Genomic DNA, 24,320 nt, shown 5'->3' with positions numbered 1-24,320 from the left:
GAAGTTTTATGATTCGATATGTACATATGTATTTGGTAGCGATCCTTCTTGTCGCCGGGATCAGTATGTCGTTTCCAAGCGGCCGCCATTCGAAAGCAGAAGCAGCCAGTGACATGAGCGTTCATGCCAAAGCGGCGATTTTAGTGGATGCAAAGTCCGGAAAAATTCTTTTTGGCCAAAATATGGATGAATCGCTGCCGGTCGCTAGCATGTCTAAATTGATGACGCAATATCTCATTTTAGAAAAAATCCAAAAAGGCGATCTCAAATGGGATGATGTCTACCATGCGGATGCCACCGACCAAGACTTGTCCACTAGGCCGGGGCTGGGAAATGTTCCTCTGTATCAAGGGCAATCGTACACCGTGCGTGATTTATATAATGCCATGACGCTGGTATCGGCCAACGCCGCCAGCCGTGCTCTTGGTCGAATAGCCGGCAAATCGGACAAGCACTTTGTCCAAATGATGAATGACAAAGCCAAACAGCTTGGCTTGAAACATTCGTCTTTTGTGAATACTTCCGGATTAAACAACCAGGATCTTGCTCCTTACCAAGTGGAAGGAACAGCTTCCGATGGCGAAAATAAGATGTCAGCCCGTGATCTCGCTTTATTGGCATACCATTTCATTCATTCTTTCCCGAATGAAATGGATATCGAAAAAAAAGAACTTGATCAGTTTCCTGTTACAGATTCGTACAGCATCCCTCTTCGCAATAAAAATCAATTGCTGCCAAATGGAAAATATCCTTACAAAGGCGCCATCGGTTTGAAAACGGGCATGAATGACGCAGCAGGCTACGGCATCGTAGCATTAGCTAAAAGAGGGCAACGCGAATTGATTGCCGTCATCATAGACGCCAAAAATAAAAAAGGAAAACGATCTTCAAAAGCCCGTTACATGCAGGCTCAAAAATTGCTGGACTACGGCTTTACCCATTGGGACTATCAAAAAATTTCACCGAAAAAATTCTTACCAACGAACCAGCAAAAGATCCCCGTAGAAAACGGGACGAAAGAAAAAGCAGCCATTACATCTAAAACAACCGTTACTGAATTGGTTCCTAAAAACGGCCATTCGATCAAAGCCAAGCTGACGCTTATGCCCAAATTTTTAACAGATCAAAAGAAACTTAAATCTCCTATTCAAAAAGGGACCGTTATTGGGAAAATTACGTTGCGGGATGGTTCTTACGGATATTTAACGACGAAATTAGAGAAAAAGGCCCAAGTAAAAGCAACGGTAAAAGAAGAAATTCAAAAGGAAAACTGGTTTGCCGCCCTCATGGACGGAATCTTTTAAAGTGATGAATTCCATCGAGTAGGAGGGAGCGATTAACTCCCGTCCTCTCACACCACCGTACGTACGGTTCCGTATACGGCGGTTCAATTAAGATCATTGACGCAAGTCTTTATAACTTCCGTGAATAGCTGTTCTCTTTATGCCAGTGGTCACTCCACCCTCCAAGAGGTCTCCCACGGGATTCACCGCTTCCTCCCTCAAGTGAGGTACTACGTTTTCTGTGTTCATCATGACTCACTGAATACCAAGGGCTATTCTCTCTTAATTGTTCGGTCCTTCTTAGTTGTTCTAGACCAACTAATACTATGACCTCTGCTGACTTCTGACGGTTCAGCTACTTATCACTAAGTAGGTTATGAAGAGTACTTCACATATCCGCCAGACCTCCCCGGGTAAGTACATGCACTTTCACACCATCTATCCGCCTCATTTACTCGATATGACCTTCGACAGAAAGAGCTTTGTTTTGTTATGCAAACTCACTCAATCATACCTAGCCTTATATGAGGTTCGTGTTCCTCGGACCGGTGTTTTGCCTCCAGCTTCCTTCAGATTCCGCGTCACCACGGACACCCTTGCTCTTGGCTAACCTCTACTTCTGTCTTCGGGGTTCGGGACTTACACCCTATAGTTCATGTACATGCCGGGCGCACATAAAGAAGTCCCTCCTTGACAATGCAGGAGGGACTTCTTTATATGATCTAGTATAAATCGGCGCCACCGCATAGCAGGTGGTTTATTGTTTCGCACGCTATCGCAAGCTCAACTGACTAATGTCATAAATCAAAAAGGTTCCCGGAATCAACCCGAGAACCTCTTGTCAAATGGGTAACGGAGAAGGTGGGATTTGAACCCACGCGACGGTCACCCGTCCTAACGCATTTCGAGTGCGTCCCCTTCAGCCGCTTGGGTACTTCTCCATATGACCTCTTTCATTAGCGCAAAATATATTATATACGAAACAAAGCTATTTTGTACAGCCCTTCAATAAATGACGAAAAATTCTTATTAATCTGTCAAAAAGGCAAAAACTTGTCATTCCACGCCAATAAGGCAGCCCCGACTTATAAGAAGTTGTGTCGGGGCAGGATGAAGCAAATTTCCATTGCCCTTTCTAATCCAAAGATTTCGATTTCAAAATCGATTTAACTGTGTATGTCCGTTGCATCCACCGGTCTTTCCGCATCGGTGATTTCTTTTTCCAATTCTTCCATATAAGATTCTTTCGTTTCTTCATCCCATTGAAAAATTTCTGCCATCGTCGCTACAACTGGTTCTTTCCATTTTTTTGCCCATTTTATATCAAAGAAAACAGAACCAGTCCTTCGAATAAAAAAGTCAACAGGTTTTACAGCCATTTCATAACGGATGGCATACAGGAGCTGAGCGTATATAGCAGCCGGCAGCAGCTTTTCACCGGATGCTTTTTGATATTCACTGGCGATCTTATATAAAATTTCGGCATTGGAACCGTACAGCTGTGCCAGTCTGCGGCCTTCCTCTTCTTTCAAGCCATACTGCGTCGCTTTTTTTGCCATTTGCGCCACGAAAATCGGCCAGTTGTCCGATCCGCCGACATCACCTCCGGAAATCGGCAAATAGCGGGTTTGGCAAGGCTTAAACGTTTTTCCTTCTTCTGACGCTAATTCTTTTGCCACAAGATCTACCACGGTTTCCGCCATTTTGCGGTATCCGGTCAATTTTCCACCGGCGATGGTAATCAGGCCGCTGTCTCCTTCCCATACTTCGTCTTTTCGGGAAATTTCCGAAGGGTCTTTCCCTTCCTCGTATATAAGCGGCCTTACTCCTGCCCAGCTGGATTCAATATCTTTTTCGCTTACTTGGACATCCGGAAACATAAAGTGAATAGCGTTCAACAAATATTCCCAGTCTTTTTTAAGCGGTTTGGGATAGCGAGCATCACCGTCATAAAACGTATCGGTTGTACCAACATACGTTTTCCCTGCTCGTGGAATAGCAAACACCATTCGGCCATCAGGGGTGTCGAAGTATACCGCCTGCCTTAGCGGGAATACAGATTGATCGATGACAATATGAACTCCCTTTGTCAAACGCAAATGTTTACCATTCATCGAATGGTCTTTTTTTCGTACTTCATCCACCCACGGCCCGGCGGCATTGACCACTTTTTTAGCACGAATTTCAAAACTTTCTCCTGTCAAACAATCCTTTACACGGGCACCAATCATTTTTTTGCCGCTGTATAAAAACTGTTCCGCTTTAACATAATTCAGCAAGCAAGCGCCGTGCTCCACTGCTTTTTTCGCCACTTCAATGGTGAGCCGGGCGTCGTCCGTGCGATATTCAACATAATATCCACCGCCTTTTAAGCCTTCTTTCTTAATGAGAGGTTCCTTGCGCAAGGTTTCCTCAGCAGAAAGCATCGTCCTTCTTTCCGATTTTTTGACCCCTGCCAAGAAATCATAAACACGCAGCCCAATGCTTGTCGTAAACGCACCGAACGTCCCGCCTTTATGAAAAGGAAGAAGCATCCATTCCGGTGTCGTCACGTGCGGCCCGTTTTCGTAGACGATCGCCCGTTCTTTCCCGACCTCGGCCACCATTTTTACTTCCAATTGTTTTAAATACCGCAAACCGCCGTGCACGAGTTTGGTAGAACGGCTTGACGTTCCTGCTGCGAAATCCTGCATTTCGACCAATGCCGTTTTCATTCCCCTTGCGGCAGCATCCAAAGCAATCCCGCAGCCGGTAATTCCCCCGCCAATCACTAGCAAATCAAATGTATCTGTTTTCATCTTCTCTATCACTTCGTCACGATTTTCTGAGGAAAAAATCATGGACAGCTCCCTCCCCTTACCGAATGTACATAAGCCCATAAAAAAGGAGAGACCAAAAAAACATTACAGCAACCTATAATGCTTCTTGGTCTCTCCTAATCTCTAGACTTAATATTAACTTGTTTTTATTATAACATATTTTGTTACCATTTAAAAGCCTGTGCCGCTTCAATCGCTTTTTTCCAACCGTTGTACAATTTTTCACGATTCTCTTGAGCCATTGTCGGCGTGAATTGCCGATCCTGTTTCCATTGAGAGGATATTTCTTGGCGATCTTTCCAAAAGCCAACAGCAAGACCTGCCAGATAAGCAGCCCCTAAGGCTGTTGTTTCATTAATAATCGGCCGTTCGACAGGTACATTAAGGATATCGCTTTGGAACTGCATCAAAAAGTTATTCATGACTGCTCCCCCGTCGACTCTGAGCGTTTTCAGGGAGATTCCCGAATCTGCTTCCATGGAAGTCAGTACATCTTTTGTTTGGTAAGCCAGCGATTCCAGCGTGGCCCGAATAAAATGCTCTTTGGAAGTACCTCGTGTCAACCCGAAGACAGCCCCCCGGACATCGCTGTCCCAATAAGGCGTTCCGAGACCCACAAAAGCCGGTACGACATAAACTCCTTCCGTTGATTCCACACGAGTCGCATAACTTTCGCTTTCCGGAGCACTTTTTAACATTCTCAATCCATCCCGAAGCCATTGAATGGCCGAACCAGCTACAAAAATACTGCCTTCCAGCGCATATTCGACTTTATTGTCGATCCCCCAGGCAATGGTCGTCAACAAACCATGTTTCGATTCTACAGCTTTATCGCCTGTATTCATGAGCATAAAACAGCCGGTTCCATACGTGTTTTTCGCCATCCCTTCTTCAAAGCATGCCTGACCGAACAGCGCTGCCTGCTGGTCCCCGGCAGCCCCGGCAATCGGCACTTCCTCGCCAAAAAAATGATAAGAAACCGTTTTGGCATAAACTTCCGATGACGGCCGGACTTCCGGCAGCATTTCTTTCGGCACGTCCAGAATTTCCAACAGTTCTTCATCCCACTTCAGCTCATGGATGTTGTAAAGCAACGTGCGGGAAGCATTCGAATAGTCCGTCACATGGGCTTTTCCGCCGGATAGTTTCCAAATCAGCCAAGTGTCAATCGTTCCAAACAGCAACTCTCCCTTTTTCGCCCGTTCGCGTGCACCTTCCACATGATCTAATATCCATTTGATTTTTGTTCCGGAAAAATACGGATCAATCAATAATCCCGTTTTTTTATGAAACAGCTCATTATACCCTTTTTCCTTTAATTGTTCGCATATGTCAGCTGTTTGCCTTGACTGCCATACAATGGCATTGTAGATCGGTTTCCCGGTATCCTTCTCCCAAACGACCGTCGTTTCCCGTTGGTTGGTGATCCCAATCCCCGCTACTTGATTTGCCTCAATCCCTGCTTCGGAGAGTACGGTTGCGATGCAAGCAAGAATAGAACCCCATATTTCATTAGGATTATGCTCGACCCAGCCCGGCTGTGGAAACAGTTGATGGAACTCCCTCTGCGCTGTATGGACAATTTTCCCTTCTTTATCAAATAAAATAGCTCTGGAACTGGTCGTTCCTTGATCTAATGCTAAAATGTACTTTTCCATTAGATTCCCTCCCATTTTTCATTTTTTACTTCGATGCGGTGATTTCTTTTTTTCTCTGCTAAAAAAGAAATGAATAATAGAATCACAGATACAGCCAGCATTCCCCATAAGGCCCCTGTTGCTTCCCCTAGAAATACAGCTCGATAGAACAAGGCTCCGACAGAACCTCCTAATATGGGACCGACAATAGGAATCCAGGCATATCCCCAATTAGAAGAGCCTTTTCCTTGGATGGGCAACATAAAGTGAGCAAGCCTCGGTCCGAAATCGCGCGCCGGGTTGATCGCGTACCCTGTCGTTCCTCCGAGAGAAACCCCGACGGCTACAACTAAAAGCCCAACACACAACGGATTTAATCCATCAGTAAATTTATTAGCTCCGATTGTCAAAATTCCTAGCATCAATACAAAAGTTCCGATAAATTCACTCAATAAATTAGCAAAAATATTGGGAATCGCCGGCCCCGTTGCAAAAATTCCCAACTTCGCGGCGGGATCTTCCGTCACCTTCCAGTGGGGCAAAAAATGAAGATACACTATACAGGCTCCAATAAAGGCTCCGATGACTTGAGCCAAAATATAGCCTGGCACCTTGGACCACGGAAAATCTCCATTGAAGGCCAAGGCGATGGTGACCGCCGGATTTAAATGGGCACCGCTGAATTTTCCAACCGCATAAGCCCCCATTGTGACACCAAGCCCCCAACCAATAGTAATAACAAGCCAACCCGCATTGTGAGCAAATGTTTTCTTCAAATTCACATTGGCGCATACACCGGCTCCAAATATGATCAGGATGGCCGTACCTACTAGTTCGCCAATATATGACATCCCATCATCCCCTTTACATTTTCATTTTAAAAAAATAAAAAACCCACGAAATCACCCATTCATATGAGGATTTTGTGAGTCTCTTCTTCTCCGTCACGATTTATTAACTTAACTCCATCATAACGACGGATGAAAGCGTTGTCAACTATAATTTGAAATTTTCAATCTACTTTTTATAAAAAATGCGGAATGTCTTTCTTTTCCCGTCTAAGGCTTTCCCGGCATTTTTCAGCCGCCCTATATAAATTGTTTCCATAAATCCACATTGGAAATCGTAATCGCACAAGCCCCAACTGCTAAAGCCTGTTCCGCATCTTCCACGGATTCGATCAGCCTGCAAGCAAATATTGCCTTTTGATTTGTGAAATATTTCACATTATTTCAAAGTGTAGCCGGCATTATTTGAACTAAAAAAATGGAAACTGCTTAGCACTGCTTTTTAACAAAGGTAGAATTCTACTAATCACGGAAAACTCGAATGCAACGTCCATTTCGAAAGATTTTCTAAAAGGAGTGGGAGTATGAAAGCGGCAGTAGTAAAACAATTTAAGGAAAGGTTAGAAGTGCAAGACGTTCCTAAGCCAAAGCCAGGTTTCAATGAAATATTAGTCCATATCCAAGCATGCGGCGTATGCCATACAGATTTGCACGCCGCTCATGGAGATTGGCCGGTGAAACCAAAGCTGCCTCTCATTCCAGGGCATGAGGGTGTCGGAATAGTAGAAGAAGTAGGAGAAGGTGTTACTCACTTAAAAGTCGGTGACCGAGTGGGTATTCCTTGGCTTTATTCAGCGTGCGGGCATTGTGAATATTGTTTGTCAGGACGCGAAACTCTTTGCTTAAACCAAGAAAATGCAGGGTATTCAGTAGACGGCGGCTATGCAGAATATTGTGTCGCAGCTGCCGATTATGTAGTAAAGATTCCTAACAATTTAGGATTTGTAGAAGCCGCTCCTATATTTTGTGCAGGAGTGACTACCTATAAAGCATTGAAAGTATCCGATGTCAAACCAGGTGAATGGGTAGCCATCTTTGGCATCGGCGGATTAGGTCATCTTGCGGTCCAATATGCTAAAGCTATGGGAATGAATGTAGTGGCCATTGATATGCATGATGAAAAATTAGAACTTGCCTTAAAACTAGGTGCTGATAAAGTGGTCAATACAGCAAAAGAGGATGCAGCAGCGTGGATCCATAAAGAAATTGGCGGTGTGCATGGTGTTGTTAGTACGGCTGTTGCAAAAAAAGCATTCGATCAAGCTTATCGTTCGATTCGACGCGGAGGCACTTGCGTCATGGTGGGACTGCCACCAGAATCAATAGATGTCCCCATTTTCGATACAGTCTTAAATGGAACCAAAGTTGTCGGTTCAATTGTTGGAACGCGTAAGGATTTGCAAGAAGCTCTGCAATTTGCCGCAGAAGGAAAAGTAAAAACGATCATTGAAACCCGTACGCTAGAGGAAATCAATGATATTTTTGATGACATGTTAAAGGGCAAAATTAATGGACGCATTGTGATTGATATGACAAAATAACACAATGGAAATTCACATTTTATGAAAGGGAAAGGTCACCTTAGTTGTCTAAGGGGATCTTTCCTATTCATTCTGCCTCTTTTTGCACCTCGTGAATCGTCTTTTATATCGCCTGCAAAGCTTGCAAAATATCCGCTTTCAAGTCATCGATATGCTCGATGCCAACCGAAAAGCGTACGAAATTATATGGGATCCCGGCAGTCCGCATTTGCTCCTCGTTCATCACGCCTTCCCACATCGCAGCTGTATGTACAACCAGTGAATCGACCCCACCGAGGCTGACTGCGTTAAGCGACAATTTTAAAGCAGAAACGAAGCGCTGAGTTTCTTCGTAACCGCCTTTGACTGCAAAAGCGATCATTCCGCCGAAACCGCGCATCTGGCGTTTCGCCAATTGATGCTGCGGATGGCTGGCAAGACCGGGATAATACACCCGTTCAATCTGCGGCTGCTTCTCCAGAAATTCGGCCAAGGCGAGGGCATTGGCGTTGATGCGTTCAACTCTCATCGGAAGTGTACGCAAACCGCGTAACAGCAGCCATGCGTCCATTGGCGAGAGCACCGAACCGATTGAGATATGCGTGTGCCAAATACGTTCAGCTAATTCTTCGCTTGTGCAAATGACGCCGGCGGTCAAATCATGGTGTCCGCCCAAATATTTTGTTGCGCTGTGGATAACCACGTCGACACCCAGATCATGGGGCCGCTGGTTAATCGGCGATGCAAATGTGTTATCAGCCACGACGATAATGCCCCGTGGACGGGCCAACTCTACTACTGCGGCAATATCGGTTAACACCAACGTCGGATTGGCCGGAGTTTCAATCATAATAAGCTTTGTATTAGGGCGAATGGCTTTTTCAAAAGCTGTCACATCAGATTGCTCCACAACCGTCACTTCGACACCAAACCGCGGCAACATCTCATCCATAATTTTGGCAGTGCTCATATAATGGCGTGTCTGTGCAACCACATGGTCGCCTGCACTGACAAGCGCTAGAAGCGTCGTAGCAATCGCTCCCATCCCAGAACCTGTTACAAGTGCGGTTTCTGTACCTTCGAGCTCAGCTATCACTTTCTTTACACGCTCATGCACTGGATTGCCGTAACGCGTGTAATATTGCGGATGGCGCGGCGTACCCGCCATATCAGCAAATTCGGCAGCATTATCTGCACGAAAAGTAGCAGAGTAATAAATAGCCGGAGCTACCGTCCGATCATTGGTCACCCATTCGTCAGCATGTACGGCCAAAGTTTCATTTTGAAGTTCCTCGAGATTGTGATCTTTACGTTTATTCATACTCCCCCTCCTCTTTATTTTTCTTAATAACATTCCGAAAATTATCCTTAAATTAAGAATATAATAAATAATATAAAAATTATACTATTAATTACTCAACTTTCAAAGTTCGTGTATTCGCAACGGGTTGGAAATCGGGAATAAAAATGATTTTGTTCCTTGGCAAAGCGAAAGAAATAAAAAAAGCCCGTTTTTTCGAAAAATGAAGCTCATATTCTTGAATAAAGGCTCATTCATGAAAATAACGGCTCATATTTCTGCACGAATGCTCATAACCTTCCTTTTTTTCATGCTTTGGAACGGAAAAACCTCATCCAAAACAAGAAACAGTTCCTTTTCCGTGATCATTGATCGATCACCAAATCGCTTCAACAGAATTAAGAGAGATGAACCATGAAGAAGCTAGTACGCAATGGAATCAATAGATAACGAGAGGCGATTCTCGATTTAACGTGTCCGTTTCTTGACCTAATACCTATACGCTCTTTAAAGCATGGCATGGACAATGAACAGATAAAAACAAAATTCATTAAATGCTTTACTATTTCAATAGAAGAGTAGGAAATGGATTAAAAAGCAGCCTAAAACCTGAATAAAGAAGGTCTAGACTGCTTTCTGTTTTTTTCGCCCATGAAAATTTTGGGATATGCACTTGTTAAGTACTTAAAGAACGGACATCATTCAAGGTTGCTTGCTTATATGAAAACCTTTTTCCATCATTTTCATAAATTTAATATTGCCGCTAGATAAGGCTAGATTGAGATGATGGAAAGCAATAGAAAAAATCCGATACCGCAAATTGGCTTCGTCTTCACCGGAAACACTAATTCCAAAGGAATTTGTGTATGTCCTCCGCTAAGGCGTTCGGGCAATCCGATCGGCATTTTTCAGCCGCCCTATATAAATTGTTTCCATAAATCCACATTGGAAGTCGTAATCGCACAAGCCCCTGCTGCTAAAGCCTGTTCCACCTCTTCCGCGGATTCGATCAGCCCACCGGCAAATATTGGCTTTTTTGTTTTTACATGCAGTTCCTTTATAATTTTCGGCACCACACCGGGAAGCACTTCTATGTAATCCGGATTGGTTTTTTCAACTAATTTAACGCTTCTCTCAAGAGCGCTGGAATCGATGATAAAAGCGCGTTGTGTCGCGAAAATCCCTTTTTGCTTTGCTTTCAAAATGACGCTGCCTTTTGTGGAGATGATCCCGTAAGGCTTGGCGTACTGGACGATAAATTCCGTCGCATTTTCATCGCTCGTTAAACCATGTATCAAATCAATATGTAAAAACATCTTTTTGTCGTATCGGCGTGCATACTCATACACGCTTTTTACCATTCCAAGATGAAGGTCAAGAAATACCCCATATTGATACGGCATCTCCAGCATTTTTTCAAAATCCTTCATGGAACGAATCGCCGGTAAAATTTTTTGCCCATGAAATCCCATGCTAAAGCCCTCCTACATCCCCTAATTCCAAATTATTCTTTTCTGACTCATTTTAACATCACCATTTAGAATATAGAAGAGCTCAAAAGGTACCGTCAAGAATTTTGTGTAATGTAACTATAGATGAGCAAATTCGCTAACATAAATTTACAACCAAACAAAAAAAGAGACATGAACCCGATTCCTTGATTAGAATAGATGTGTCACCAAAACTATTCACAAGGAGGTTCATGTCTCATGAATAGATTAGCACATCATCAAGGAATCCACAAGTTTTTCACGATGTTGGGGTTGGCACTTTATTTTTCAAAACCTGTCATGAAGCATCTCGTTCATATCGTGGATGCGCTGACCACCAAAGGATTTGCGGGAACATTGACCGATCTTCATCATTGGAGCTTTCATCCGAACCACCGCACGACACTCAGCCATTTTTTCACGAAAAGCCCTTGGGATGAAGAGACGCTGCTTCGCAAACTTCAACAGTGGATGCTTCGTCGTGTCGAACGCATCGCCAAACAGGAGAATCAACCCCTTTTTGTTTCGATCGATGATACGATTTGCCAAAAAACCAAGCCTTCGTCACAGGCAACGCACGCCATTCAAGGGTGTGATTGGCACTATTCTCACACAGAGAAAAAGTCGATCTGGGGACATTCTCTCGTTTGGCTCATGGTTCATACGATGACCCAGGCTTTTCCCTTTGCGTTCCGCCTCTACGACAAGGCGGCTGGGAAAAGCAAGGGGGAACTCGCGATCGAGATGCTTTCTTCTTTGGATGTACACCGTCCTGTTTATGTGCTGATGGACTCTTGGTATCCATCGCAAACGCTCGTGGAAGCTTGTCTGAAAAAGGGATTCCACGTAATCGCAATGCTCAAGGCCAATCGGCTTCTTTATCCAAAAGGCATTGCGGTTCAGGTGAGGGAGTTTGCCCGCTACATCGAACCGAAAGACACTCACCTCGTCACGGTGGGAGAAGAGCGTTATCGGGTTTATCGCTACGAAGGCTCTCTCAAAGGTCTCGATGATGCCGTGGTGCTGCTCGCTTGGAAAGCCGATCAGCCGATGACATCGGAACATCTTCACTGCGTCTTGAGCACCGACCGGGATCTAAGCGATGAAGAGATCTTGCGCTACTATGCCCAGCGTTGGTCGATCGAATGTTTTTTCCGTCAAGCGAAAGACCAGCTGAAACTCGATGGATACCGCGTTCGCGGACGTCGGGCGGTGAAACGCTACTGGATCTTGGTGCAGCTTGCTTACGTGTACAGCATGTTCGAGTCGAACAGCGATTTTTCTGATGGGCTCGATCTTCTGCGCAAGAGAAAAGGACATAGCCTCGTGGAGTTCATTTACCGTGCAGCGAAACAAAATATTCCCATTGATACCGTGAAAAAACAGCTCCACGTGGCATAAGGGGTACCCTGTTTGTCTCTTTTACATGGTAATTATTGTAATTAAAATTGCTCAACTACAGTAATGTAAGATAGATAGGGTATCTCTGAAATAGATTTAGAATAGAGGGGAAGACTGGTTTCCTCCATACAGGAGACTGAATATTCAGTCTCCTGTATGGAAAGAGAGAATCCCCCTTATCTCATTGATTTACATTATTTGGTTAATTATAACGTTCTTCAAACATTCGTTGAAGGGCTTCATGTGCTTCGGCAAATCCTCGCAACTTTCGCCCTGCCCATTTCTCATTAAAATCTTGGATGGTCAAATACACGACTTTTTCAGCGGCTTCTAAACTACTCAAACTGTTCATCGGCTTTAGACGTTTCCGAATCTCTTTGATCGTTCGTTCAATGGCATTGGTCGTGTAAATCACACTTCGAATACTGCTTGGATAATCCATAAATGTAAGGAGGACATCCAACTCATTGGCCCAAGATTGAACTTCTCTCGGATACTTGTTCGACCATTTCGACTCAAACTGTTGAAACATCTGTAACGCCATCTCCTTATTCGGTGCGCGATAAATCAGTTTGAGATCCTCTGCCACTTCAAATTGATCTTTTTTCCGAACACGATTTAAGGTATTACGTACTTTGTGAACGACACAGCGCTGCACATCGGCTTTCGGATAAACGGCTTTAAAGGCTTCCTCCAGTCCCGGAAGGCCATCGAATACACCAAGAAGTACTTCCTGTAATCCTCTCTTGTAGAGATTGTGGAGAATCTCTTGCCACCCATAGGCACTTTCTTGTCCTCCTACGAAGAAGTCGAGAATTTCACGATACCCTTCTTCGTTTACACCTAACACGACATAAATGACCTCTTTTTCTACCGTATCTCGACGAAGTTTCACGTACAACCCATCCAAATATAAGACCGAATAACGCTTGGGTAGGGGGCGATTATGCCATTTCTCGATGTCTTCCCTTACCACATCCGTGATATGGCTAATCGTTGTTGGTGAGTAGGCATTTCCTAAAATTCGTTCGATAAACTTGCCAATTTCACGCGTACTCATCCCACTTTGATACATCTTGATGACGGCTTCCTCGAGCCAGCCGGTATGGCGTTGGTAAGGGGCAAACAGCTGCGTTTGAAATTCCCCGTTTCGGTCTCTTGGAACAGAAAGTCCTTCGATACGACCATACTGCGTGTCTAGGTTTCGATGGTAATAGCCGTTTCTTCTATTCGACGTTCCCTCTTGTTCCATTTCGAGGAAAGTCTGGATTTCTTCCTTCATGATCAGCTCTAATTTTTCCTTTACAAACTCACGAATAACGTTTTCCAGTTGATTCATCCAATCTATATTCGATATACTTTTAGACATAGGTAGGATACTCCTTTCTCTAAGATTTTTGCCAAATCAGAGAATACCCTACCTTTTTCTTTTGGTCTAACTAAATGCTTGACACAAAATTTTATACATCATCCTTTTTGTCTGTCCAACATTCATCATTTACTTTAAATTGCCCACCTTTAAAAACTCCCCCTCATATATAAGGACATTTTTTATTAAAGTTATGTAAATAGATATATTCTCATTGATTTTTCAATATTTTTCTTGTGGCATTAGTTGGCATTGATGAATATTTTTTTTGCAATTTACCCACTTGGTTATTAATACCCTCTCAATAATAGTGACATTTTTTATTAAATATATCCTTTTTTATTTTTCGCATTTATTTTTCGTTGATTTTTCAAGGTTTTTGATTTTATAAATATCGAGGAATACCATAAATTTTTTGCATTTTACCCACCTCGATATTTTTCTCTACTACCAAAACCACTTTTTGTAGCTACGATGTCACGAGTTTTACCTCCTGTGTCCCGTTGTGGAAAATTTTCCACCTCGGAATTTGCATTTTGTATGAGTGTTGCTTTTCTTCTCTCCTCTGCTTTAACTCTCTCAATTCTCTCCAACCGTCTTGCCCACTCCATTTTTACCTCAATTTTTTATTTTATAAAATCAATTTTTGATCATAACTCTTTATTAAATAGAATACCTATGAGATAGATATTGACCTTAATTTTTTATGTTATAACGTTAAAAATCAAAGCAAAAATGCTTTTCTGTTGACTACATAGCAAAACCCAACTCATATAATTCCTTAAAGTACATCTCATCCAATTTCTTCTGTACAATGCCCCAAAAGCAAGCATAAATAGATTTCCTGAATCCGTGATGAATTGAAATCGACTTTGATTTTGTTGTAATTTTGATGGATTGATAATCCATAAAACCCTTTTTATGCTTATGACCTATGTCATCTCTATTTCCGAAAATGGAACCAATCTCTTTTTTAGGTATACGAACCAAAAAAAGAGACAAAAAAGCACAGGGAGTGACGTTGGACATCAGCGACCGAACATTCGTTCGTTATCTTGCCTCTCTCCATTTCTGATAGACGTTCAGTAGGGGCTCGCTATAACCACTCCTTCGCGTCAGTTTCATCCAGATCTGTCGTGATCGACGGACGAGTCGCCCTGCCATCGTGATCACCGTCTGAATAATCGTCTTGATGCGGCGGCGTTTCACTTTGTGGTGCAACGGATGTCTCGGATCGCTTAATAGATCTTGTCCAATCAGACGAAGAAGATTGTAAACGAAGGCTCCCATGACCAACACGAGCGCATTCGTTTTCATCTTCCCAGATGGAAGCCGCTCTAAATCTAAGTCGCTCTTCAGTTCGCTATGAAACTGTTCGCATGTCGCATGGTCATGATACAACGCGAGCACATCGCTCATTCGAACATGCTCGTATCCTTTGAGCCGCACCCAATAGCTTTCCACTTCATAATCAGGAACGAGCATCAGCTGTCCATTGCGTTCCATCGTCCGTTCCGTTACTTGGGTGACTTGAACGTACGTATACGTGTTTCCATCGATCGCTGCCTTCTGTGGAAGGCATAGCTCATAGGTTTGTACTCCTTCGCTTTGTCCATCATCGACACGTTTGCCCTTTTGCGAAGCGATCTGGAACCAAAGCGCTTTCGATTCTCGGCGTAAGTTTCGCTTGATGACAAAGTCCACGTCTTCCTTTAGGCATACGTGCACATTCGCTTCTGCATCGTTTCCTGCATCCATGCGAACAAGCAGACGAGATGAAGTCAGTTGACGAGCTCGACGGATAGCGGTGACTAAAAACGAGGGCATGTTGTCTTGCACATGTTGTTTCCCTGGACGCAACTCGGCATGAACGAGATACCCTTCCTTCCCTGCATACGCAAACAACGGTGTAAAACCGTCAAATCCTTTATACGTTCGACTGACTCCTTCTTTTTTCGTATCGGAGTTGTCAAATGGGGAACCATCTATATCAAGGGGAAGCCATGTCGTCTTTCCTTTGGTCCAACAAGGGGACAAAGTGGCATGTCGTTGAATCAACAGACGTATGGACTCCTCCCAAAGAATCGTTTCGGTCATCGGAAGACAAGCGAGCTGATCGAGTCGTTGTCGCAAGGTTGGAGAGGAAGGCACGTGCTGAATCCCCATCGATGCCGAAAAGATATCGTCCTGACGATACGCTTCGATATGATCGAAATCCGTTTTTCCTGTGGCAAGCAAGCCAATCATCGAGCGAATGACATCGCTATGGGAAATGTGCACTTCTCGACGAACCGTTGGAAGCCGAAGTGCGTTTACCCGTTTATCCAGTTTCGTTCGATGGAGTAAGTAGCCAACGAGAGCAAGCCCAGCACTTGGGGTAATCGCTTCATCTGTCAATACAAACCGAATCGGGAAATCTTTCATCACATCACCTACTTGATGAAGAATCGTCAACGTCGTTTTTCCTTATCGTATCAACGGTTTGCGACCATTGTAAAGATGTTTTGTCACGGATTCAGGTAGATTTCTTAATTCTGCCCTTTTTAACAAGTCTAATGAGTTGTCTAAAGCAGTCACAAGCCATTTCCGTTACTTCTGCAATGGTGTAATTGAGCGTGTGAGTAGCACATTTAACAACCTTCCAAAGTTCTTCTATTGTGTCTGCTTTACCATAAAAGCATGAAACTAATTTGACAAATTCTTTTGGCACACGATTTGATGTAAATTCTGCTTCGTTACCTGTATAACGTTTATTTATAAGAATACTAGTTTTAGATTGAATGTTAGTTTTATTGGGGCTGTCAATTTCCATTTCATTTAAATTAGCGTCAGCGCCTTGATTTGCTTGAGTTTCTTGCTTATTTTGTTCTGTAATAGGGGTGTCAATTGTATTAACAAAACGATTAAATACCCACACATTTGATGATTGACTACCATTCTTACGTGTCGTGTAGTGAATGGATAAAATCCCAATTTTAACCGCTTTGCGTTTCATGCGATGGAAGGTGGATTCTGATACACCTACACCATCTTTTTCTGTTGCCTTAAGAATGGTGTTGATGGATGCTGTGGATACACCATAAACCTTTGCAGAAAAGCGAATAAGGCGTTTGAGTGCAATGAGTTCTGATTTGGTGAAATGGCTTTTGTATTCTGCAAGCCACATTTCAATGTGGTTGTTGAAGTCTTTAAGAGTAGTAAACTGCGAAAGATGCTTAAATTGTTCAATGTTCCCTATTAGCATAAATAATCCTCCTACCGAATATATGTTCGATAGGATAGACACACATAAATAAAAGTATATACTTGTCCATTTTTTAAAATTAGTATATACTGTAATTGCTAAGTTTTATATGTGTGTCTATCCACACTTGGGAATGAGTATTTGCGGTGCTCGTTCCCTCTTTTTTTGCTTACAAATGGCTGTACCTCTCTTCAATTTCCACTTTCTTTTACTATCCCTCTTTAAAATTCCAATTTGTTTAATGGATTAAATTTGTCATTCTGTTCCTTTAAATCGTTACCCCACATTGCAACATATCGCATCGTTACACTTATATCCTGGTGTCTCATTAATTTCTGAATGGCAAATACCGACATTCCAGACATGGCTAATTTTTGGCAGAATGTATGTCTAAAGGTATGACAACTCAAGCGAACATTCTTAAAATTCATAATTTTTGACAATCTTTTAAAGATTGATTGGACTGCATTCTTTGTCATTTGTTTCCCTTTTATATTGGTAAACACATATTCAATTTGCTTATCTTTAAAATAACCTTTAAGAAAAACTTGATATGCTAATAACTCTTTCACTAACTTTTCTGTGATTGGAATCATTTCACGTTTGCGGTTTTTGCCAAAGACAGTAAGGGTGTAATTTTCAAAATCTAAATCAGACCACTTCAAATTAACAACTTCTTGCAACCTAAGACCTGTCCCCAATAAGGTAACAATCAATGTGTAATCACGATAAGCGAATAAACTTTTTTCACGTTGTTTTATTCGTCTGTAATAAGACAGCATTTGTTTTATTTGCTGATCTGTAAATACATCAATTTTTACATCTGTTTTCGCCTTCTTAACCTTTTTGGCTGGATTCTCTTTAATAACATCACATTCAACCATGTAATTTAAAAAAGCCCTGATACGTGCCAATTTGGAATTAATACTTGTGGCGTTATTTCCTTTCTTTTGGCAACTGATTAGAAAGTTTTTGACTAAGTTAGGGGTTATATCCTCCACGTTCACGATTTCGTTCTCTTGGCAAAATTCTTGAAAATCTCTTAAATAATAACGATAGGTGGTCAAAGTGTTTTCTGTTACATTGTTAAACTTTCTATCATCAAAAAAATCCTCAATAGCAAACTTTATGAGCACAAAAAAAGTCACCTCACATTTGACTGCGAAGTGACTTCTGTTTGTCGGAAAAATTCTGCTTCCGACCACTACATATTTGATTGTTTAGAAACCGTTCAAACCGTTGATATTACTGGACTTATGCTGGTGACAGGACTCGAACCTGCGACCCCTTCATTACGAGTGAAGTGCACTACCAGCTGTGCTACACCAGCATGATATGGAATTTACCGCTTTTCGCAACGGCCAATATATAATTTACCTCTATTTGCTCCAAAATTCAAGTAGAAATTGCAGATTTCCATGATTTTTTTGTTTTGGCACGCATTCACTGCTGATAGGCTTTATCTCTTTTGTTATCGAAGCGGCGTTTTCTCCCTCTAATCCATGAAAAAGACCTCGTATATCCACCTGCGATTCCCGGACACGAAAAACTCAGCGTGGTGCTAGTTACCCTTCCTAAGTTAATTTCATCATTGTATTTTTAATAGAATATTCTTATAATTATGTAAAATTAAATTTGATAAGGGGGAACTAAAAATGGAGTTAATTCCCGAGTCAGCTAATTTAGTGGACTATCTAGTAGAATTAGATGTTGTCAATTTTTCTCACCCTCTCATTCAGAAAAAAAGGAACGAACTGTTTTATGAAGGGCAGTCAGAAATTGAAAAAACTAAAATAGCATTTGAATTTGTAAGAGATGAGATTTCGCACTCGTGGGATATACAAAGCACAAGAGTTACGTGTAAAGCGTCTGAGGTGCTTAGATATAAAGAAGGAATTTGTTATGCCAAAGCTAATTTATTAGCAGCTTTATTAAGATCGCAACGAATACCAACAGGTTTTTGTTATCAACGGCTTATGATATTTGATACTCCTGACAAGGGTTATTCTCTTCATACACTGAATGGGATTTTTCTTCGCTCATTCAATCGCTGGATTCGTTTAGATGCTCGTGGAAATAAACCTGGGGTGCAAGCAGAATTTTCTATCGATCACGAAATCTTGGCATTTCCAATCCAAGAAAAGCATGACGAAAAAGATTTCCCCATCATCTATACAAAACCTAATCCAAAAACCATTGCCGTTTTAGAAAAACACACCAATGCGTTAGACATGTATCAATATTATTTGCCTGAAAACTTATAAAATCCCCAATGCTTATTCATTCTTAAGAAAAAGGCAAGCAAACATATTATGCACGATAATATGTGCCTACCTTTTTTGAAAGATTTTTAGATTTTAGGTCTTAAAAAAAAAAATTTTTCCAACGATTATAACTTTACAATCGTTCTTCCGCGCATTTCGCCTCTTAAGATTTTAGCCAATACATCCGGCAATTCATCGAGCGTAACTTCATGGCTGATCGAATCAAGTAGATGATCCGGTTTCCACTCATCAGCCAACTTCTCCCAGAGATGCAATCTAGTCTCCATTGGGCAGAAGACCGAATCAATGCCAAGCAAGTTTACCCCACGCAAAATGAATGGAAATACGGTAGATTGAAAGTTGGTTCCCCCCGTCATTCCGCTTAAAGCAACAGAACCTCCGTATCGAATCGACGCTAATATGTACGGCAAATATTGTCCTCCGACCGGATCGACAGCGGCAGCCCACTGTTGCTTCAACAAGGCGCGTTTTTCAGGCATGACAAATTCTTCTGGAGAAACAAAATCGCTTGCACCCAACTGCTTTAAGTAGTCATGCTCCGCTTTTTTGCGAGTACTTGCCGTTACTTCATAGCCAAGTCGGCTCAGTATGGAAATGGCATGGCTTCCAACTCCTCCAGTCGCTCCAGCCACCAATACCCGTCCTTGACTTGGAGAAAGATGATTTTCCTCTAGTCGATGGACCGAAAGAGCAGCCGTAAAACCAGCCGTGCCTATTGCCATTGCTTCCTTCATGGAAAGACCTTTCGGCAACGGAACAACCCAATCAGCGGGAACACGAGCCACTTCGCTGTATCCGCCAAAATGGGCCACACCTAAGTCATAACCCGTAATTAACACTTCGTCTCCTTCTTTAAAACGATCATTTTTGGATTCAATGACTTTCCCCGCCAGATCGATCCCCGGAACCATAGGATATTTTCTAACCACTGTGCTGTTGTTTATCGATGCCAGCCCATCCTTATAGTTCACGCTGGAATAATAAACTTTTATCGTAACATCGCCTTCTGGAAGATCCTCTTTTGTCAGCTCTTTTATCTTTAGTGAAAAAGCCTCCTCCTGTTTGTCCGCCACTAAGGCACGAAATTTCTCCATGTCGAATCCCCCTTTATTCTAAATTTCCATATCAGAAAATAATTCTCCTCTTGCGTTGCTAATTCCTTCTTTTTCGCGATATTTCATTTCGAAAAAGCACTGCTTTTGACGATGTTCCTTTTATTTTGCCGTTCATGATCCATCCCTTCTAAATCCTAAGACAAGAAGATCATCTATTCATTTAAATACACAAATTCACCGCCAACGTTAAACTAACCACTCCATAATGAATGATAAAGCAAAAGGAAATCACGTGGTTTGTCATGATTTCAAAACTTAGCTATAGCTCAATTATGAATTCCCATTAGCAAAAAAGAAGCATAGTTCATGAATGATTTGGTAATGACAGGAAATGTTGGAAAGGTTAAGATAAATCTGTATTATCGTTTATCTTATTCACAGAAGGAGAATGATGAATGGAAAGAGTAAAATTAGCCAGTGATTTATCATTTTCTCGAATCATCCACGGTTATTGGCGGTTGGCGGATTGGAAAAAATCAAAAGAAGAAACTCTTTCAATCATTGAATATTGTCTTGAACTAGGCATTACGACCTTTGACCACGCTGATATTTACGGTAGCTACACATGTGAAGCGCTATTCGGAGAAGCACTGGCCCTTAAACCAAGTTTGCGAGAAAAGATGGAAATTGTCACAAAATGCGGCATTGTCCTTCCCTCGCCAAACCGGCCGGAACATTTATCACATCATTATAACACCAGTAAAGAACATATCATTCGTTCCGTCGATCAGTCATTAAAAAACTTTCAAACCGACTATATTGATGTATTGCTGATTCACCGTCCTGATCCGTTTATGGATCCCGAACAAACGGCCGAAGCCTTTGCCGAATTAAAAAAAGCCGGAAAAGTTCGCTATTTTGGAGTATCCAATTTCAAAGACCACCAATTTGAAATGCTTGAGTCTTATTTAGAAGAAAAATTGATTACCAATCAATTAGAGCTTTCCGCTTATCATTTAGAAAATTTCGAGGACGGTACTTTGAATTTTTGCTTAAAAAAACGGATACCACCTATGGCTTGGTCGCCTTTAGGCGGTGGCGCCATTTTCTCGTCCCAAGAAAAAAAGGCAGTGCGAATGAGAAAAACATTAGCGAAAATTGCCCGGGAAATTCAAGCGGAGAGCATAGACGAAGTTTTGTATGCCTGGCTTTTGAACCACCCGGCCAAGATTATGCCAATCGTGGGGTCCGGAAAAAAAGAACGCATCCAAAAAGCGGTCCGATCTTTAGAGCATACATTAACACACGACCAATGGTTCGAAATACTTCACAGCTCCATGGGACATGAGGTGCCTTAATCCCTTTCCGACCATATAACAACTTTCTAAAATCTTAAACCCAGCCTATGTCCGGCAAATCCCCTTTTCCCGCTCACGGATACAGTGCGGGAGAAGGGGATGATCAATGGTCATGATCGGAAACGTTGAAACAAAGCCGAAAGTCCAATTCCACCGCCTATCCCTAAAGTGGCAAGGCCCGTTTCTCCAAAATCACGCTTTATTTCATGAAAAAGCCTTGTCACAATAATGGCCCCTGATGCCCCATAAGGATGTCCAATGGCTAAGGCGCCTCCGTGAATATTCACTTTTTCTTCCGGCAACCCCAATTCGCGAATGGAAGCAATCACTTGAGAAGCAAAAGCTTCATTAAATTCAACCAAGTCAATATCCTGTAGGCTGATTCCCGTTCTGTGCAGCAATCTCTTTACCGCTGGAACCGGTCCGATTCCAAGCAGATTCGGATCGACACCTGCTACAGCGCTGTCGATAAACTCCATCACCGGCTCCAGATTCAGTTCGCGACATTTTTCCAAAGACATCACAAGGACAATGGCCGCTCCGTCATTGATCGGACACGCATTTCCCGCTGTCACCGTCCCATCTTCTTGAAAAACGGGCTTTAGTGCTCTCAATAAAGAAAGAGTAAGTCCGGGACGAGGACATTCATCTTGACTCTTGTTGTTTATCGGGACAATTTCTTCAGCGAATAATTGATTTTCTTGAGCCTTGACAGCTTTTTGATGGCTTCGTAGTGCATACTCATCCTGTTCTTCTCGGCTCACATGATACACTCGTGCGACATTTTCCGCCGCGATCCCCATTTCCGGATCCCCGATCCAATCTGGAGAAAATCGTGCGCGCGTATAAATTCGCGGTGCGGTCGTCGAATATAAAGAAGCCGGTTTCTCTATTTTCCACGGCGCCAAACTTGTGCTTTCCACTCCACCTGCTAAATAAATATTCCCTGCACCAACCTGCACAAAACGGCAAGCCGTAATGATGGCTTCCAACCCCGATCCGCATTGACGATCAATGGTCATTCCTGGTATTTCAACAGGCAAACCCGCCGTTAAAGCGGAAAGCCGCGCGATGTTACCCCCAGGTCCCACCACATTCCCTAAAATCACATCATCTATTTCTGCCGCAGGAACAGGGCATTCCTCCAGCACTGCTTGAATCACTTTCGCTGCCAACACTTCCGGCAGAACATTACGGAAAATTCCGCCAATTTTTCCAACAGCACTTCTTTTTGCTGCCACAATCACTGCTCTTGGCATGACAACACCTTCTCCAGCCACTGTTTTAATGTGAAGCGATCCACTTTTCCGCTTTTGGTCAAAGGCCAATGATCCATTTCAACCCATTGTTTTGGGCATTTGTAAGCAGCGAGATGCCGCCTGCAAAAACGCTTGATTTCTTCTTCCGATTCTTTTTTTCTCCACTGCACACATGCGACGCCTTTTTCGCCCCAATACTCGTCCTTTATTCCAATGACCACCGCTTCTTCTACCGAAGGATGCTTTTTAATGACATGCTCTACTTCCTCTGGGTAAACTTTCAGCCCTCCGCTTTTAAACATATTTTTGCATCGCCCGACAATATGAAGGCGGCCTTGTGAATCCATTCTTCCCATATCGCCAACAGTGGCCCCAAAATGGGTTAACACTTTTTTCGTTTCGTTCTCGTCTTTTACATAACCGGAAAATAATAATGGGCTGTCTATGTAGACTTGGCCGATTTCCCCCGGTTCGACATCCCGTCCTGCTTGATCACAAATGCGAATGTGAACACCCGGAAATGGCTTGCTTCCTTTTTCTTCAGCCGGATATTCTTGATAAGCGACAAAGCTTAGCTCCGAAGCTCCATAATATTCAAACAATCTTGCCTGCGGAAAAAACTGCTTTGCCCGCTCCTTTGAATTTTCCTCCCAATAAGCACCGGAAGCCAAAATCCATTTGACACTTTGATGGATGATGGGTTTCCATCGGTATTGAGCCATTATTTTTTCCAGCATCGTCGGGACAACATGCAGCATATCCACACAACCTTGCTTCAACAGACGACAGACTTTGTCCACATCAAACGACTCAAGCATATAAAAAGTGCTGCCGCCATGAATGGCATGAACAGCGGCAAACAACGACAAAGAGTGGCATAAAGGCCCCGGAGCCAAAACGCTATGGCCGCTATGAAAACCAAAGGCTGTCTCTCCGGCGGAAAAGCTTTTAAGCCATGAACCATGATTACGAACATAGCCTTTCGGTTTTCCCGTCGTACCTGAAGTAAATCCCAAATAAAAAAGGTCGTCTTCTGTCGGAGGCTTTGGCAAATTCGAACTGCCGGCAGAATACTGATACAGCTGTTCGACCGGTATTACCAAAGTTTCTTGCCATCCCGGAGGAGAATCATTCTCTGCAATCACCGCATCAGGACAGGCAATACTCATGGCATGACGCAATTCCGTCGTCGTCCATTTTCTATCTAAAGGGACAGCGATCCAACCGAGACGAATAATCGCAAAAAAGGCTTCGAGGAATTCCGGCCTATTTCCTAGCCATAAAGCGACTTTTCGTCTTCTTCCCTCTCCTAATATTTGAAGAAGCTTATCGGATATTCCTTTGATGTGATCCCGGAATTCCCTATAAGTAATCTGTGTGTGTTCAAAACAAACAGCCGGTGTATCTGGCTGCGTTTCTGCATAGTGCGATAATGATTCTCCTATATACATG

At 42.8% G+C, this 24,320-nt stretch carries 17 protein-coding genes and 2 tRNA genes; 5 read left to right on the top strand and 14 right to left on the bottom strand.

Going from position 1 to position 24,320, the window contains the following annotated elements:
• Positions 1–8 precede the first annotated feature (8 nt).
• The gene (locus N1I87_RS01700; RefSeq protein ID WP_341100382.1) at positions 9–1,304 is read left to right on the top strand and encodes a D-alanyl-D-alanine carboxypeptidase family protein; all 1,296 of its coding nucleotides are present in this window, start codon (positions 9–11) and stop codon (positions 1,302–1,304) included.
• Between the two features lie 832 nt (positions 1,305–2,136).
• On the opposite strand, the gene N1I87_RS01695 is transcribed toward N1I87_RS01700, so the two are convergent.
• The 4 genes from N1I87_RS01695 to N1I87_RS01680 all read right to left on the bottom strand — a co-directional run bounded on the left by N1I87_RS01695 (position 2,137) and on the right by N1I87_RS01680 (position 6,590).
• Positions 2,137–2,224, bottom strand: a tRNA-Ser gene (locus N1I87_RS01695).
• A 225-nt stretch (positions 2,225–2,449) separates the two neighbouring features.
• On the bottom strand, positions 2,450–4,123 hold the full coding sequence (locus N1I87_RS01690; protein ID WP_341100380.1) for a glycerol-3-phosphate dehydrogenase/oxidase: 1,674 nt from the start codon (positions 4,121–4,123) through the stop codon (positions 2,450–2,452).
• A 143-nt stretch (positions 4,124–4,266) separates the two neighbouring features.
• Positions 4,267–5,760 (bottom strand): glycerol kinase GlpK, encoded by a 1,494-nt coding sequence (glpK, locus tag N1I87_RS01685; RefSeq protein WP_341100379.1) that lies wholly within the window; start codon positions 5,758–5,760, stop codon positions 4,267–4,269.
• The gene (locus tag N1I87_RS01680) at positions 5,760–6,590 is read right to left on the bottom strand and encodes an MIP/aquaporin family protein (RefSeq protein WP_341100377.1); all 831 of its coding nucleotides are present in this window, start codon (positions 6,588–6,590) and stop codon (positions 5,760–5,762) included. The genes glpK and N1I87_RS01680 overlap by 1 nt, the downstream gene beginning before the upstream one ends.
• 521 nt (positions 6,591–7,111) lie before the next feature.
• Here N1I87_RS01680 and adhP point away from each other — a divergent pair.
• Complete coding sequence (gene adhP, locus N1I87_RS01675) at positions 7,112–8,128, top strand: alcohol dehydrogenase AdhP (protein ID WP_341100376.1); 1,017 nt, start codon at positions 7,112–7,114, stop codon at positions 8,126–8,128.
• 103 nt (positions 8,129–8,231) lie between these two features.
• Here the strand turns inward: adhP and N1I87_RS01670 are convergent, their stop codons facing one another.
• Together N1I87_RS01670 and N1I87_RS01665 are read right to left on the bottom strand one after the other, a co-directional pair.
• A complete protein-coding gene (locus N1I87_RS01670; protein WP_341100375.1) occupies positions 8,232–9,428 on the bottom strand; it encodes a trans-sulfuration enzyme family protein in 1,197 nt (398 codons plus the stop codon).
• Between the two features lie 896 nt (positions 9,429–10,324).
• On the bottom strand, positions 10,325–10,879 hold the full coding sequence (locus N1I87_RS01665; RefSeq protein WP_003353108.1) for a glycerol-3-phosphate responsive antiterminator: 555 nt from the start codon (positions 10,877–10,879) through the stop codon (positions 10,325–10,327).
• 237 nt (positions 10,880–11,116) lie between these two features.
• Here N1I87_RS01665 and N1I87_RS01660 point away from each other — a divergent pair, with 237 nt between their 5' ends.
• The gene (locus tag N1I87_RS01660) at positions 11,117–12,298 is read left to right on the top strand and encodes an IS701 family transposase (protein WP_040037972.1); all 1,182 of its coding nucleotides are present in this window, start codon (positions 11,117–11,119) and stop codon (positions 12,296–12,298) included.
• Positions 12,299–12,500: 202 nt separating this feature from the next.
• Here N1I87_RS01660 and N1I87_RS01655 read toward each other — a convergent pair whose 3' ends face one another.
• The 5 genes from N1I87_RS01655 to N1I87_RS01635 all read right to left on the bottom strand — a co-directional run bounded on the left by N1I87_RS01655 (position 12,501) and on the right by N1I87_RS01635 (position 18,241).
• Entirely contained in the window at positions 12,501–13,667 is a 1,167-nt protein-coding gene (locus tag N1I87_RS01655) for an IS256 family transposase (RefSeq protein ID WP_341100373.1), read from the bottom strand.
• Between the two features lie 1,050 nt (positions 13,668–14,717).
• Complete coding sequence (locus tag N1I87_RS01650; protein ID WP_044899598.1) at positions 14,718–16,091, bottom strand: IS1380-like element ISGsp2 family transposase; 1,374 nt, start codon at positions 16,089–16,091, stop codon at positions 14,718–14,720.
• Positions 16,092–16,182: 91 nt separating this feature from the next.
• Positions 16,183–16,911 carry a hypothetical protein gene (locus tag N1I87_RS01645; RefSeq protein ID WP_341100372.1) on the bottom strand — a complete coding sequence of 243 codons (729 nt, stop codon included), beginning with the start codon at positions 16,909–16,911 and terminating at the stop codon, positions 16,183–16,185.
• Between the two features lie 221 nt (positions 16,912–17,132).
• Positions 17,133–18,047 carry a tyrosine-type recombinase/integrase gene (locus N1I87_RS01640; protein ID WP_341100370.1) on the bottom strand — a complete coding sequence of 305 codons (915 nt, stop codon included), beginning with the start codon at positions 18,045–18,047 and terminating at the stop codon, positions 17,133–17,135.
• 121 nt (positions 18,048–18,168) lie between these two features.
• Positions 18,169–18,241: transfer RNA gene (locus N1I87_RS01635), tRNA-Thr, on the bottom strand.
• Positions 18,242–18,566: 325 nt separating this feature from the next.
• On the opposite strand from N1I87_RS01635, the gene N1I87_RS01630 reads away from it, so the two are divergent.
• Entirely contained in the window at positions 18,567–19,175 is a 609-nt protein-coding gene (locus tag N1I87_RS01630) for a transglutaminase family protein (protein WP_341100367.1), read from the top strand.
• Between the two features lie 125 nt (positions 19,176–19,300).
• Here N1I87_RS01630 and N1I87_RS01625 read toward each other — a convergent pair whose 3' ends face one another.
• Positions 19,301–20,290 carry an NADPH:quinone oxidoreductase family protein gene (locus tag N1I87_RS01625; protein ID WP_048622507.1) on the bottom strand — a complete coding sequence of 330 codons (990 nt, stop codon included), beginning with the start codon at positions 20,288–20,290 and terminating at the stop codon, positions 19,301–19,303.
• Positions 20,291–20,706: 416 nt separating this feature from the next.
• Here N1I87_RS01625 and N1I87_RS01620 point away from each other — a divergent pair, with 416 nt between their 5' ends.
• Positions 20,707–21,609 (top strand): aldo/keto reductase, encoded by a 903-nt coding sequence (locus tag N1I87_RS01620; RefSeq protein WP_341100363.1) that lies wholly within the window; start codon positions 20,707–20,709, stop codon positions 21,607–21,609.
• A 110-nt stretch (positions 21,610–21,719) separates the two neighbouring features.
• On the opposite strand, the gene N1I87_RS01615 is transcribed toward N1I87_RS01620, so the two are convergent.
• Positions 21,720–22,868 carry a thiolase family protein gene (locus N1I87_RS01615; RefSeq protein WP_341100361.1) on the bottom strand — a complete coding sequence of 383 codons (1,149 nt, stop codon included), beginning with the start codon at positions 22,866–22,868 and terminating at the stop codon, positions 21,720–21,722.
• Positions 22,853–24,319 (bottom strand): AMP-binding protein, encoded by a 1,467-nt coding sequence (locus N1I87_RS01610; protein ID WP_341100360.1) that lies wholly within the window; start codon positions 24,317–24,319, stop codon positions 22,853–22,855. Before N1I87_RS01610 ends, N1I87_RS01615 begins: the two co-directional genes overlap by 16 nt.
• Position 24,320: the final 1 nt, after the last annotated feature.

It is taken from the genome of Bacillus sp. FSL W8-0102 (assembly GCF_038007225.1).
GTDB lineage: Bacteria > Bacillota > Bacilli > Bacillales > DSM-4216 > Bacillus_O > Bacillus_O smithii.
This window is presented reverse-complemented; position numbering and strand designations above follow the sequence as displayed.

Coding starts and splice junctions, on each gene's coding strand:
- N1I87_RS01625 (WP_048622507.1), bottom strand. CDS start 20,290: ATGGAGAAATTTCGTGCCTTAGTGGCGGACAAACAGGAGGAGGCTTTT.
- N1I87_RS01650 (WP_044899598.1), bottom strand. CDS start 16,091: ATGAAAGATTTCCCGATTCGGTTTGTATTGACAGATGAAGCGATTACC.
- adhP (WP_341100376.1), top strand. CDS start 7,112: ATGAAAGCGGCAGTAGTAAAACAATTTAAGGAAAGGTTAGAAGTGCAA.
- N1I87_RS01620 (WP_341100363.1), top strand. CDS start 20,707: ATGGAAAGAGTAAAATTAGCCAGTGATTTATCATTTTCTCGAATCATC.
- N1I87_RS01615 (WP_341100361.1), bottom strand. CDS start 22,868: ATGCCAAGAGCAGTGATTGTGGCAGCAAAAAGAAGTGCTGTTGGAAAA.
- N1I87_RS01690 (WP_341100380.1), bottom strand. CDS start 4,123: ATGATTTTTTCCTCAGAAAATCGTGACGAAGTGATAGAGAAGATGAAA.
- glpK (WP_341100379.1), bottom strand. CDS start 5,760: ATGGAAAAGTACATTTTAGCATTAGATCAAGGAACGACCAGTTCCAGA.
- N1I87_RS01655 (WP_341100373.1), bottom strand. CDS start 13,667: ATGTCTAAAAGTATATCGAATATAGATTGGATGAATCAACTGGAAAAC.
- N1I87_RS01670 (WP_341100375.1), bottom strand. CDS start 9,428: ATGAATAAACGTAAAGATCACAATCTCGAGGAACTTCAAAATGAAACT.
- N1I87_RS01665 (WP_003353108.1), bottom strand. CDS start 10,879: ATGGGATTTCATGGGCAAAAAATTTTACCGGCGATTCGTTCCATGAAG.
- N1I87_RS01645 (WP_341100372.1), bottom strand. CDS start 16,911: ATGCTAATAGGGAACATTGAACAATTTAAGCATCTTTCGCAGTTTACT.
- N1I87_RS01660 (WP_040037972.1), top strand. CDS start 11,117: ATGAATAGATTAGCACATCATCAAGGAATCCACAAGTTTTTCACGATG.
- N1I87_RS01700 (WP_341100382.1), top strand. CDS start 9: ATGATTCGATATGTACATATGTATTTGGTAGCGATCCTTCTTGTCGCC.
- N1I87_RS01610 (WP_341100360.1), bottom strand. CDS start 24,319: ATGTATATAGGAGAATCATTATCGCACTATGCAGAAACGCAGCCAGAT.
- N1I87_RS01680 (WP_341100377.1), bottom strand. CDS start 6,590: ATGTCATATATTGGCGAACTAGTAGGTACGGCCATCCTGATCATATTT.
- N1I87_RS01630 (WP_341100367.1), top strand. CDS start 18,567: ATGGAGTTAATTCCCGAGTCAGCTAATTTAGTGGACTATCTAGTAGAA.